The 12,794-nt window shown below is 27.5% G+C and carries 13 protein-coding genes; 11 read left to right on the forward strand and 2 right to left on the reverse strand.

Features of this window, described 5'->3' with window-relative positions; all coding sequences use genetic code 11:
* Nucleotides 1-61: 61 nt before the first annotated feature.
* Genes ACTG45_RS03510 through ACTG45_RS03520 form a run of 3 tightly spaced genes read left to right on the forward strand, consistent with a single transcriptional unit; the run spans nt 62 to nt 2,410 of the window.
* Complete coding sequence (locus ACTG45_RS03510; protein WP_479919829.1) at nt 62-754, forward strand: GTP-binding protein; 693 nt, start codon at nt 62-64, stop codon at nt 752-754.
* Nucleotides 754-1,509 carry an ATP-binding cassette domain-containing protein gene (locus ACTG45_RS03515; RefSeq protein WP_479919830.1) on the forward strand — a complete coding sequence of 252 codons (756 nt, stop codon included), beginning with the start codon at nt 754-756 and terminating at the stop codon, nt 1,507-1,509. The genes ACTG45_RS03510 and ACTG45_RS03515 overlap by 1 nt, the downstream gene beginning before the upstream one ends.
* Entirely contained in the window at nt 1,496-2,410 is a 915-nt protein-coding gene (locus tag ACTG45_RS03520; RefSeq protein WP_479919831.1) for a type 2 periplasmic-binding domain-containing protein, read from the forward strand. The genes ACTG45_RS03515 and ACTG45_RS03520 overlap by 14 nt, the downstream gene beginning before the upstream one ends.
* A 379-nt stretch (nt 2,411-2,789) precedes the next feature.
* Here the strand turns inward: ACTG45_RS03520 and ACTG45_RS03525 are convergent, their stop codons facing one another.
* Nucleotides 2,790-3,386: a Crp/Fnr family transcriptional regulator gene (locus tag ACTG45_RS03525; RefSeq protein WP_479919832.1), complete on the reverse strand. Its 597-nt coding sequence runs from the start codon at nt 3,384-3,386 to the stop codon at nt 2,790-2,792.
* A 733-nt stretch (nt 3,387-4,119) separates the two neighbouring features.
* Nucleotides 4,120-5,484 carry an MATE family efflux transporter gene (locus tag ACTG45_RS03530; RefSeq protein ID WP_479919833.1) on the reverse strand — a complete coding sequence of 455 codons (1,365 nt, stop codon included), beginning with the start codon at nt 5,482-5,484 and terminating at the stop codon, nt 4,120-4,122.
* Nucleotides 5,485-5,609: 125 nt separating this feature from the next.
* On the opposite strand from ACTG45_RS03530, the gene ACTG45_RS03535 reads away from it, so the two are divergent.
* The 8 genes from ACTG45_RS03535 to ACTG45_RS03570 all read left to right on the forward strand — a co-directional run bounded on the left by ACTG45_RS03535 (nt 5,610) and on the right by ACTG45_RS03570 (nt 12,738).
* Nucleotides 5,610-6,134, forward strand: a complete 525-nt coding sequence (locus ACTG45_RS03535) for a PadR family transcriptional regulator (protein ID WP_021383300.1) — start codon at nt 5,610-5,612, stop codon at nt 6,132-6,134.
* A 655-nt stretch (nt 6,135-6,789) separates the two neighbouring features.
* The gene (locus ACTG45_RS03540; protein ID WP_479918161.1) at nt 6,790-7,869 is read left to right on the forward strand and encodes a DNA alkylation repair protein; all 1,080 of its coding nucleotides are present in this window, start codon (nt 6,790-6,792) and stop codon (nt 7,867-7,869) included.
* A 144-nt stretch (nt 7,870-8,013) separates the two neighbouring features.
* Nucleotides 8,014-8,904 carry an SPL family radical SAM protein gene (locus ACTG45_RS03545; protein ID WP_479918162.1) on the forward strand — a complete coding sequence of 297 codons (891 nt, stop codon included), beginning with the start codon at nt 8,014-8,016 and terminating at the stop codon, nt 8,902-8,904.
* A gap of 761 nt (nt 8,905-9,665) precedes the next feature.
* Nucleotides 9,666-10,283, forward strand: coding sequence for a class I SAM-dependent methyltransferase (locus tag ACTG45_RS03550; RefSeq protein WP_479918163.1), 618 nt, complete (start codon nt 9,666-9,668; stop codon nt 10,281-10,283).
* Nucleotides 10,284-10,714: 431 nt separating this feature from the next.
* Nucleotides 10,715-10,978: an MATE family efflux transporter gene (locus ACTG45_RS03555; RefSeq protein ID WP_479918164.1), complete on the forward strand. Its 264-nt coding sequence runs from the start codon at nt 10,715-10,717 to the stop codon at nt 10,976-10,978.
* A 351-nt stretch (nt 10,979-11,329) separates the two neighbouring features.
* Nucleotides 11,330-11,500 (forward strand): hypothetical protein, encoded by a 171-nt coding sequence (locus ACTG45_RS03560; protein ID WP_021383326.1) that lies wholly within the window; start codon nt 11,330-11,332, stop codon nt 11,498-11,500.
* A 377-nt stretch (nt 11,501-11,877) separates the two neighbouring features.
* Entirely contained in the window at nt 11,878-12,012 is a 135-nt protein-coding gene (locus ACTG45_RS03565) for a MerR family transcriptional regulator (protein WP_021383306.1), read from the forward strand.
* A gap of 237 nt (nt 12,013-12,249) precedes the next feature.
* Nucleotides 12,250-12,738: a DUF3841 domain-containing protein gene (locus ACTG45_RS03570; protein ID WP_021383333.1), complete on the forward strand. Its 489-nt coding sequence runs from the start codon at nt 12,250-12,252 to the stop codon at nt 12,736-12,738.
* Nucleotides 12,739-12,794 lie beyond the last annotated feature (56 nt).

The raw sequence follows: 12,794 nt of genomic DNA on the forward strand, positions 1-12,794 counted from the left end.
TATATGTATCTAATGCTATTATATCTCTTAACAAAATATGAAAGGAGATTTTATATAAACCATGAAAACAATACTAATTTCTGGTTCATCTTCTGTAGGGAAGACTGCTTTAATAAAGCACTTAATTCCGTATTTAAAAGCTACTGGACTTAAACCTTCAATCTGCAAGATTGATTGCTTAGCCACTGATGATGATTTAATATATAAAAAATTGAATATACCTTATATTGTTGGACTTAGTAAGGATATATGTCCAGACCATTTTCTTATTTCAAATATAAATGAACTTATACTTTGGGCTAAAAATAAAGATAGTGATATTTTGCTAATAGAAACTGCTGGACTTTGCAATAGATGTTCACCTGCAACCAACAAAACACTACATATATGTGTCTGTGATTGTACATCTAGTTTTAGTACTCCTCAAAAACTAGGACCTATGTTGAGTGAAAGTGATGCTATAGTCTTAAGTAAAATAGATATGGTATCACAAGCAGAAAGAGAGATAATATCATTTAATATAAAAAAAATAAATCCTAACTCGAATATATTTTTTATTGATGGGTTAGTTGGTTTTGGTGTAGAGCTGATTTCAAACTATATAAAAAATGCTAATCTTACAAATAATGACGAACATTTATTAAGACACACAATGCCAAGTGGGGTATGTTCTTATTGCATTGGAGAGTGTAGGATTGGTGATGAATTCCAACAAGGGGTAGTTTCTAAAATGAATTTTAGGGGTGAATTTTAATGAAAAGTATAACCATATATCCTGGAAAGAATAAGTTTGGGGATACAGAGGACTTTGAATCTCTAACTTTTTACAGAGGTCATATTTATTCTATTGTGGGGAATACAGGCTCTGGTAAGAGTAGGCTAATCAAAGACATAGAGCAGTTTGTAAATAAAGATTCTTTAACTAATAGAAAAGTGGTTATTGATAATATGGAAGTCCCTATTGAAGAACGCAATAAATTTTCTACAAAGCTCATTTCTCATCTTAGTCAAAATATGAGATTTGTCCTTGATTCTACGGTTGAGGAGTTTTTAGTTATTCATAAAGAGTGTAAAAATAATACTTCTGTTTCAATAAAAGAAGTGTTGGATGTAGCAAATTCAATAACGGCAGAACCTATTTCATTATCTCAGGAACTTACATCATTGAGTGGTGGACAGACTCGTGCATTAATGATTGCAGATGTTGCTCTTATTTCAAATAATCCTATTATTTTAATAGATGAAATAGAGAATGCTGGAATAAATAAAAATGTTGCTTTAGACATTTTATTGAAGAATGATAAGCTAATATTTATAGTTACACATGACCCACATACAGCATTGATTGGAGAAAAAAGGATAATAATGAAAAATGGTTCAATCTTTAAGGTAATCAATAAAACTAAAGAAGAAAGAGAAATATTAGATAAACTCAAAGATATATATGAATTTCAACTAGAATGTCAATATAAATTAAGAAAAGGAGAAACTCTTTATGAGAAATGTTAAACTGTATTGGAGTAACATTTGTATACTTCATAAATATGAGAAAAACTATTTAGATAACTTAATTGTATCTTTAAAAGAAAAAGGTATTAATCTAGAGGTAACGTATTTTGGTATAGGCTATCCTTATAAATTAAATGAGTATCTGAAAAAGCCAGACTCTGTAATTCCTGATATTATAGTTTCTACAGATTTGGAAATATATGAAGATAACAGTATATATTCAAAGTTTTCAAGTGAATTATATCCATTGTCAAATTATTTTAATATTAAAAGTGAGATTAAATCATCACCTATATATTTTGATGAGAGATTGCTTCCATTTTTAGTTATACCATTAGTATTTTCTTATAACAATAACTATAAGGGTTTAGCAGATTCTATAAAGACTGTAATTGATACTAATACAAAAACTGTCATTGGTGGGATAAACAATTCTGGTGCAAAATCTATTGTTAAAGCCATATGGAGTAAGTATGGAAAAGAGTATGTTGAAAGATTTTTATCTAATTCAACTATATTAGATATGCCAATACAATCATTTAATGATGTAAAAAATGGTTCTGATAGGTTAGCTATAACTCCTAGCATATATGCAAAACGTGCTAATGATAAAGATTTGTTTATGTCGTATCCTGATGATGGAGCTATAGCGTTACCATCTTACATTGCTGCAAATAAGTCTTTAGATGAGAAAACCATGATAGAAGTATTGGACGCAATTTTATCTAAAGAGTTTTGTAATTCTTTTGTGAAGTCTGCATCCTTATTATCTTGTATTTATGATACTGTAGATTATAGTCTTGTTAAAAACAATCAATATAAGTTTCTATATCCTTCTAAAGAGTGGTTAGACACGATTACATCTGAGGAATTTTTTGAGGTTTATAATATGTATATATAGTTGTGTAAATCTATGTGTATTTTCAATGTTATTGGGATAAGTGACTTATATTAGTATTATTGACATAGAAGTATATTTGAACAATAGTAAAATATAAAACTATATAAAAGTAAAGTTAAATACAAATATCAAAAAAATGTAGTATAAGGTTAAATATAGAGAAGATATAGTATAAAGTTAAATACAAATATCGAGAAAGTATAAAATTAAATATAGAGAAGATATAGTATAAAGTTAAATACAAATATTGAGAAGATATAGTATAAAGTTAAATACAAATATTGAGAAAGTATAAAATTAAATATAAATAAAATATAGTATAAAGTTAAATGTAAATATCAAATAAGCACAAGACATTCTAAGATAGAATCTCTTGTGCTTATAATGTCAAAGAACGAAGTTTATCCTTATCCAATACTTTTATCCCGCCACGAGATAAAGACACAATACCTTCACTAGCAAAATACTTTAACATTCTAGATACAACTTCTCTGGCACTACCCATATACTTAGCAATTTGCTCATGAGTTAGATTTATAGTGTTGCTGTTGTTCTTAACTATTTCATCAATTAAAAAAGATGCCAAACGTTTATCAAAACTCATAAAGAGAATTTGTTGCATTGCCCACATAACATCAGAAAAACGTTCAGTAGCTAATTTATGTGAAAATAATTCTGCATGGATATTTTCAGTAGATAATTTTGAAAAAACAGATGAACTAATCTGTATAATATCGCAGTCTGTTTCTGCATCTACATATACATCAAAAGTTATTGTTTTTAAAATACATGAAGCCGATAAAATACATACATCACCATTATCAAGACGGAAGAGTGTAACCTCACGACCTTCATCTGAAAGTATGTATGTACGTATTGTTCCAGACTTTATAATTAAAACGCCAATACAGTCGCTATCACCACAATGTATGGGAGTTCCTTTTTTATAATGGGAGATGTTTGCTGAAGTAATCAATAACTCTTTTTGTAAATCAGTGAGTTTATCCCAAAACGGCAAACTGTATGTAAGTATATCAATATCATTTTGTGAAATCATGTAATGGCTCCTTTCTTAAAATCTTATAATCCCATGATACAAGTGAATGGATAAAATAACAAGTAGTTTATTAGTATGATTGTTTAAGTGGATATTAATAGTATGATTTGTATGGAAAAAATATGACAATACCTATATTCTTGCCTATTAATGAGTAAATTATATAAATAGGTGAGTGGTTTATATATTAATATAATTATAGATTGCAGTTATTATATGAAGTAAGAAATACATGAATTTAGGTATATCTAGTAAGCAGAAAGAACTATATGATAGTGTACTTACCATATAATTCTTTGAGCTTATGAAAGATATACAATAGTTTTACTTATTGAATAAAAATATATATGAAGAATCTATACAATAGATGTTGAATGAAAGCATATATATGAAGAATCTCCATAATAGATATTGAATGAAAGTATATATATGAGGAATCTACATAATAGATATTGAATGAAAGCATATATATGAGGAATCTACATAATAGATATTGAATGAAAGCATATATATGAAGAATCTCCATAATAGATGTTGAATGAAAGCATATATATGAAGAATCTACATAATAGATATTGAATGAAAGTATATATATGAAGAATCTATACAATAGATTTAACAGTTAATATATCTTTTAAAATTTATTTATATTTTAAAAGATAGAATCTATTTTTAAAAGTGTAAGTTCTTTATGTAGTTTTATTGACATAAAACCTGCAATTATTGCAGCTACCAAATCAGCTATTGGTTGTGCATATAAAATACCATTTAATCCATAAAATACAGGAAAAATCAAAATTATAGGGATAAAACATACACCCTGTCTACACATACCCAAAAACCCACCTTCCTTTGCTTTTCCTAGTGCAAGGAATAATGTAGAATACACTGTATAAAAACCAAATAGCATAAATGAAAGTCCATTTGCCCTAAGTGATTTACTTCCACATTCAATCAATAGCATATCACCATTTGTAAATTGTGAGATTATAGCTTTTGGGAAGAACACCATCACAAGACCAAGTACCACACAAAACATTGTAGTCCATAGTATGGATGTTTTTATTGCACTATGCAATCTATCGTAGTTTTTTGAACCAAAATTATACCCAGCAATTGGTTGGAATCCCTTTATAAAGCCAAATACTATAAGACTACCCAGAGACATTATTCGTGTCACTGCACCCATACCAGCTATAGCAAAATCACCATATTTTCCAGCTTCCATATTAGTTAATGTGATAGCAAGACTAGTTAATAATTGAAATATCAAAGTAGGCACACCAATCTTTAAAATTTCTGAGACAACATCTTTTGAGAAACAATATTCACTAATTCTAAAACTAAACATACTTTTCTTGCTGAAAATATATCTTATATAGACAAGTGTTGAAATTATCTGTGAGATAGCTGTTGCAATGGCAGCCCCCTTTACACCCATACCAAAAGTATAAATGAATATCGGGTCTAAAATCATATTAAGCAATGCACCAGATAACATCGCACACATACTTATTTTAGCAGCTCCTTCACTTGTGACAATATTAGTCATAGTGACGTTGAATACATTAAAAATAGAGGATACTATATAAATGCTAGTATAAGCCATGGCATAAGGCATAATACTTTTTGTAGCTCCTAATAATTTTAAAACGGGATTTAGAAAAATCATAATAACGATAATGACTAATGCACCCACTATAATACTACTGTAAATAGATGTACTAGCTACTTTTCCTGCTTTCTCATTATCACCATGACCTAAAAGTCTTGCAATGTATGAAGCAGCTCCATTTCCAAATAATAGCCCTAATCCCACAACAAGCTGACCTAATGGAAATGCAACAGATATAGCACCCATTTGGCTCGTTCCAAGTCCGCCTACAAAGTATCCATCTACTAAATTGTACAATGCAGTTATCATCATACCTATCATAGTAGGTAATCCCATAGCAAGTAATGCTTTTGGTATTGGGGCAGACCCCAATAATTCAATTTTTTTGTTGCTTTCTTTCATGTTAAACACCCCTTTTCTATTGACATCAACTCTAAATTATAATACTATAAATTATAGTAAGTATGAAAAATAGTACTATAAATTATAGTATTTGTCAATAGAAAGAAAATGAGAGGAGAATTTTTATGGCTACAATAGATTTAATCGTATTAGGTATAGTAAAGCAAGAGCCTCAGAGTGCTTATGATATTCAAAAAGCGGTAGAATATAGAAAAATATCACGTTGGGTTAAAATAAGTACACCATCAATTTATAAAAAAGTAATTCAATTAGAAGAGAAGGGATATATTGAAAGTACATCTGTCAAGAAGGGGAAAATGCCAGAGAAAGCAGTTTACTCATTAACTGAATTAGGTGAAAAACATTTTTTAGATTTAATGTTTGATACAGCTTCTAAGCCAATAAATATGCTTTTAGATTTTAATGCTGTCATAGTAAATTTAAATAGTCTTACACCAGAAAAACAGAAATTATGTATTAAAAACATTGAGGAAAATATACAAGAGCTAAAGAAAACTATTGAGGAAAACATAAGTATAAAGACGAATGTACCAGATATAGCAAAAGCAGTATTGGACCAACAGTTAGTACTAGCTCAGGCGTTAGAAACGTGGATAGATTCTCTAAAAGAGAGTATGGACAATAATTAGAGAGTAGGATTTAGTTTATTGAATAAAATCTAGCATAAAAAAAAGTATGTAAACTAATTAGAGAAACTGGTTTAATCATAGGACAAAAGTTATTCTAAATAAAATATGGACAATAATTAGAGAGTAGGATTTAATTTATTGAATAAAATCTAGTATAAAAGAAAGTATGTAAACTAATTAGAGAAACTGGTTTAATCATAGGACAAAAGTTATTCTAAATAAAATATGGACAATAATTAGAGAGTAGGATTTAATTTATTGAATAAAATCTAGCATAAAAAAAGTATGTAAACTAATTAGAGAAACTGGTTTAATCATAGGACAAAAGTTATTCTAAATAAAATATGGACAATAATTAGAGAGTAGGATTTAATTTATTGAATAAAATCTAGTATAAAAGAAAGTATGTAAACTAATTAGAGAAACTGGTTTAATCATAGGACAAAAGTTATTCTAAATAAAATATGGACAATAATTAGAAAATCGGACTTAATTTATTGAATAAAAATTAGCATAAAAGATAATGAAATATTATTTATATAACAATAGTGAGGATTATTTATATTTTATGATGAAGATTTAGTAATATGACACACTGGTGTCTTGTCCTGTGGTATATGATTAATAAATCAAACATAGAAGGAGGAATAGTTATATGCCAGACTTACTAAAAAATAAGTTTAATCACAAGTCACTTCATGAGGTTGCATTGGCTATCCAATCGGTTTATAATCCATTTCAAGTGGACGAGTTTATAAAATCGACAATAGATGAAACATGGGATAATTTAGAGTTAAAATCTAGATGTAGAAAAATAAGTATGAATTTGGGTAAGTATTTACCATCAAACTATAAAGAGGCTATTTCTATTCTTGAAAAATCCGTCAGAAGATTTTCTTTTGCTTTTTTCCTTCCAGATTTTGTTGAGGTCTATGGGCAGGACGACGCAGATTGGGATTTGTCTATAAGTGTACTAGAAAGAAATACTGAATACTGGTCTTCGGAATTTGCTGTAAGAGTATTTATCATCAAGGATGAAAGACGTATGATGGAACAGATGTATAAATGGTCTAAGCATGAAAATGAACATATCAGAAGACTTGCAAGTGAAGGTTGCCGTCCTCAGTTGCCTTGGGGACAAGCACTAACCAGTTTTAAAAAAGACCCTACACCTATTCTTCCTATATTGGAACAACTCAAGACTGATACATCGCTATATGTACGAAAAAGTGTTGCTAATAATATAAACGATATATCCAAAACACATCCAGATTTAGTTATCAATCTTGCACAGGATTGGTATGGAAAAAATGAATACACTAACTGGATTTTAAAACATGGTTGTAGAACTCTATTAAAAAAAGGTAATCGTGATGTATTAGCTCTTTTTGGATACGATGATACTACTTCAATAGATATTCAGGACTTTGCATTAGACACACCAGTTCTTTCTATTGGAGAGGATTTAATTTTTTCATTTACTATTTTAGCAAAGAAAGCTACAAAAACAAGGCTCGAATATGGAATTGATTATGTGAAATCCAATGGTAAAAGGAATAGAAAGATATTTAAAATATCAGAAGTTTCATTAAAAGAAAATGAGAAGAAGTTATACAGAAGAAAACATTCATTTGCAAATGTAAGTGTAAGGAGACATTACCCAGGTATACATTCAGTTATACTTATTGTTAATGGTGTAGAACAAGGTACGTTGGATTTTAAACTAGATGTATAATTTTAATTGAGTAAAAAGACAGTAACTACTACAAAAAATTAGCAGGAAATTATTAGTGTATGTTTAATAACTTATAAAAGATAATCTGAAAACTACTATGGTTTTTATATTAAAAAATTATATAAAGGAATCAGGTATAAGAGAATGATTGAGAGTATACCAGCAAAACAAATTTTACAAAAAGTTAAATTTGAAAATACAAGATGGTTTGGAATTGATTATAATATGAATCTCTATCGTGGTTGTTCTCATGGATGTATATACTGTGATAGTCGTAGTACAATATACAACATAGAAAATTTTGACCAAGTTAGATATAAGGAAAATGTGATAGAAATTTTAAGTAAAGAATTGCGTTCAAAAAGGAAAAAAGGGGTAGTAGGTATTGGTTCCATGTCTGATACATATAATCCTTTTGAAAAGGAGCTTTGTATTACTAAACAAGCATTGAATCTAATTGCAGAAAATTATTTTGGTGTTTCTATTGATACCAAAAGTAGCTTAGTAGTTAGGGATATACCTATTTTACAGAAAATCAAAACAAATAATTCTGCTATTGTAAAGGTAACTATAACCACGGCAAATGATGAGTTATCAAAAAAAATAGAACCCAACGTAAATCCAAGTTCTGTACGATTTGAAGCAGTAAAGGAACTTAATGATGCCGGAATTTTTTGTGGTATATTATTGACTCCGATGTTACCATTTTTGACTGATAATAAAGATGAAATACGAGCGATTGTGGAGAAAGCATATAAGGCTAATGCAAAATTTATTTATTGTATGTATGGAGTGACAATGCGTAGTGGTCAGAGAGAGTTTTTTTATAAGCATTTAAAAAATATATCTCCAGAATTAGCACTTAAGTATCAAAAAATATATGGTCTGAACTATGTATGTAATATTCCAAATAAAGATTATTGTGAAAAGTTATTAAATGAAGAATGTAGACGTTATGGTATTTTGACGAATATGAAAGATATTATAAAAGCTTACAAGAGGTCTGAATCATATACTCAAATAAAATTTTTCTAAGGTTGATTTTAGATAGATATAATAGCGTTTATATTTTAAAGATAAGCAGTATCAAATATTATGGTTAAAATAAACTATATATGTATTGTATAAGGATTATATAAGTTTGTTAGAATAAGGGTCTACATAAAACGAGGAGAAGATTGATGATAGAAAGAAAAACTAGAGAAAAAACAAAAAAGGTCAAATTGACCTTTTGATATGCTGTATTTATCATACTATTTTCAGATAAGACAGTATCTTTAGATAGATATAATGATGTTATGGTATAAGTTTATTGAGTTTAATTTAATATGTATAAGGTTAGTGACTATTTTGTATATTGGTATATTAGTTTTAAATAGATAGCAAAATAAAGTATTGTGATAGATGTGAGTATTTATCATAATACTTTGTTTTATTGGTGAAGATTTAAGTCAGTGAAGATTTAGATTATGGATGAGATAAATAAAAAAATTATAATAGATAAGATAAATAAGAAATAATTATAATAGATAAGATAAATAAAAAGATTATAATAGACAAGACAAATAAGAAATAATTATAATAGATAAAATAAATAGAAAATTATTAGGGTCAAATTGACTTTTAAAAAATAAAAAGGTCATAATGACCTAAAATATAATGAAGATAAACATAAAATATAGATAAACATAAAATATAGACAAAAATAAAGTAAAGCAAAACAATGAATGAATATCATTCATTGACATAAAAAAAGTCATGTGCTATACTATGAGCAAGAATAAGGGGGTTTGAACATGAAAGATATAAAAACAAAATCAAAACAAGCATTTAATAATCAAGCAAATACTTATGACAAAGATATAAAGGGACAACATGCGAGAAATCTTTATCCAACATTACTTGAAGAGCTTTCAAAAATTTCATATGACACTATTTTAGATTTAGGGTGTGGAACAGGAGCTGTACTACAAGCGATTTTAAAAAAAGATTGTAAAAAGAAGGCATATGGAATTGATATTTCTGAAAACATGTTGAAAGTAGCAAGAGATAAATTAAAAGAAAGTGCTACTTTAATTTTAGGAGATTCTGAGTACCTTCCATTTGAAAATGATTTTTTTGATGTTGTGTACTGTAATGATTCTTTTCATCATTATCCTAGACCAGATAGAGTATTATCAGAACTAAGCAGAGTATTGAAACCAAAAGGGGTTTTAATAATTTGTGATTGTTGGCAACCATTTTTACTTAGAGATATAATGAATGTCTTTATGAAGTACAGTAAAGATGGAGATGTAAAAATGTACTCAGAAAAAGAAATAAGCGAATTGTTATCTGTAGATTTTAATGATATTGTGTGGAAGAATGTAAATCATACATCATATATTGTAACAGCTAAAAATAAAAAGTATTAATGTTATTGAGATAGAGTAGATGTCATTAAAATGGAAATAAAGATAGGTATAGAGGTGGGGTAGATGTCATTAAAATAGAAATAAAGATAAGTATAGAGGTGGAGTAGATGTCATTAAAATGGAAATAAAGATAAGTATAGAGATAGAGTAGATATTAAAAAAATAATAAATTAAATAATGAATATTTTTTTGGTTTATAAATGAATGATATTCATTCATGAAAGGGTGATATGGGTACAAAAACTGATTTTATATCAGGAGATACAAAAAAATGCCTTGTAAAGATGTCTTTATAACTGATAGTAGCTATGTTTTTGAACATGGCTTATAATCTAGTGGATAGTATATGGATTGGGAATTTATTAGGTGAGACTGCTATGGCAACACTTACAATTTAAACGCCAATAATTTTAATTCTAACTTCAATAGCTATGGGAGCTACAAATGGTATTTCAATTTTAATTTCTCAAGCTATTGGTGCAAAAGAGAACGACAAAATAGAAAGCTTGATTTCCACTTCATTATTGACATCAGTAATATTTGCATTAATAGTTACTGTGATTAGTGAATTTTCATTACCATTTCTATTGAGAATATTAAATACTCCAACAGAAACATATTCATTGGAATATAGCTATTTATCAATATATTTACTTGGGTATATTGCATTATATCTTTACTGTTGTATTACGTAGTTTTGGCAATACTGTGTTTCAGGCAGTTGCAATGCTAGTATGTACAATATTGAATGCTGTACTTGACCCTTTTTTAAAAAATATTACTGGATTTCAAGGAGCTTCTATTGCTACTTTAATCTCTCAAAGTACTTGTCTCATTTTTATTTCTACAAAAACAAAGTATATAAGTGTATAATGTATTTATAAATAGATAATTATATAAATTTAATTTTATTTATATAGTTATTGGAATTATAATTTATAAATTATGTATAATAAGAATATAATTTAGTTAGCAACGATTACATTGTGTTAAATTCAGATAAGTTATATGATAATTTGTTTATTTTGAGTTTTGGAGGAATAGTTATGGAATCAAATAATAATGCTATAAAGTCGACTGTTAAAAAAGGAATTTCTTTTGGCTCTTGTTTAGCAATGATTATTTCTTATACTGCATGGAAGTCTATCCCGTGGGCTATTTTCCACGGTCTAATGAGTTGGATATATGTGATTTATTATTGGGCTAGATATATGTAGATTGAGATAATAAATAGTTGATATTATTAAATTTAAGAAAGTAAATGTAAAGGCGAACAATCTATTTGTTCGCTTTTACATTTTGTAATTTATCAGCAATGGTTTAAAACAGAAATAAATTTTAAAACTAGTTATAAGTACTAAAGAATGTATAAATAAAACAAAAATATTTGAGTTAGTTATAAGTATCAAAGAATATATAAATAAAACAAAAATATTTGAGTTAGTTATAAGTATCAAAGGATATATAAATAAAACAAAAATATTTAAGTTAGTTATGATTATAAAAGTATTTATCAATAAAACAAAAGCATTTAGGTTACTTATGAGTATAAAAAATATCTATAAATTAAATAAAGATTCTTATGAGGTTAAAATTGAAAAAATACAAACCCATTGAATTAGCAAGGATATTTAATATTAATTCAAATACTATTAGGTTTTATGAAGAGGTTGTATATATTTCAAAAGCTAAACGAAAAGAAAATAACTATCATGAGTTTGGAGAATAACATATATTGTAGTTGAAAATCTGTAGATATATATTTGGATATCAATTTACAAATAGTATTATATGAAATGCTGGTATGATGGTTATCAAGTCAGCTGTTAGCAGAAGTTCGGGAATTGGTAAACATCGTACTTTTGACTACATTCATACAATTAAAAAAGAATTAGATATATTTATATTTTTAAAAAGTATGTATAATCAAATAGTATAACAATATTGAAAAGGAGTTGTATTATATATGAAGTTTTATACTATACAGACTTTAGAGTTTTGGAATAACAATAAAAATAATAAATATCTATTAAATAATTATTCTCTTATATTAGAAGGTTTTGATATTCCATATAAATGGATGTATACTCAAATGATAAATAGAATACCTAAATTTGATGATAGTATGATATGGGTTTGGTTGAATAGACCTGATTTAAGATGTAGTGCATACTTAGAAAAAGGTACGAGAGGTGTTTTACTCGAAATTGAAATAAGCAAAGATAATGTATTGTTATCTGATTTTGATTTATGGCATTTACCTTTAATGGATATTGCTGTAGAGCTTTATGAAGATGAACAGATTGAAAAGGAGGCAAGTTGGCAAAGAATATTTGACTTGGAATTATGCTCAAAATTAAATGAAGTGAGTATAGAAGACTTGACTCTTCAAGGAGTAACATCTAAAGTTTCCCTATCTAATGTCAAATTAATAAAAGAATTTGTTGCAAAATGATATTTATATTGAAATTTATTCCAAAAAGTTATATATTTATAACAAGAGGTGTTATA

The sequence above is a fragment of the Clostridioides sp. LIBA-7602 genome (genome assembly GCF_056688945.1).

Coding starts and splice junctions, on each gene's coding strand:
- ACTG45_RS03510 (WP_479919829.1), top strand. CDS start 62: ATGAAAACAATACTAATTTCTGGTTCATCTTCTGTAGGGAAGACTGCT.
- ACTG45_RS03515 (WP_479919830.1), top strand. CDS start 754: ATGAAAAGTATAACCATATATCCTGGAAAGAATAAGTTTGGGGATACA.
- ACTG45_RS03520 (WP_479919831.1), top strand. CDS start 1,496: ATGAGAAATGTTAAACTGTATTGGAGTAACATTTGTATACTTCATAAA.
- ACTG45_RS03530 (WP_479919833.1), bottom strand. CDS start 5,484: ATGAAAGAAAGCAACAAAAAAATTGAATTATTGGGGTCTGCCCCAATA.
- ACTG45_RS03535 (WP_021383300.1), top strand. CDS start 5,610: ATGGCTACAATAGATTTAATCGTATTAGGTATAGTAAAGCAAGAGCCT.
- ACTG45_RS03540 (WP_479918161.1), top strand. CDS start 6,790: ATGCCAGACTTACTAAAAAATAAGTTTAATCACAAGTCACTTCATGAG.
- ACTG45_RS03545 (WP_479918162.1), top strand. CDS start 8,014: ATGATTGAGAGTATACCAGCAAAACAAATTTTACAAAAAGTTAAATTT.
- ACTG45_RS03550 (WP_479918163.1), top strand. CDS start 9,666: ATGAAAGATATAAAAACAAAATCAAAACAAGCATTTAATAATCAAGCA.
- ACTG45_RS03555 (WP_479918164.1), top strand. CDS start 10,715: ATGGGAGCTACAAATGGTATTTCAATTTTAATTTCTCAAGCTATTGGT.
- ACTG45_RS03560 (WP_021383326.1), top strand. CDS start 11,330: ATGGAATCAAATAATAATGCTATAAAGTCGACTGTTAAAAAAGGAATT.
- ACTG45_RS03570 (WP_021383333.1), top strand. CDS start 12,250: ATGAAGTTTTATACTATACAGACTTTAGAGTTTTGGAATAACAATAAA.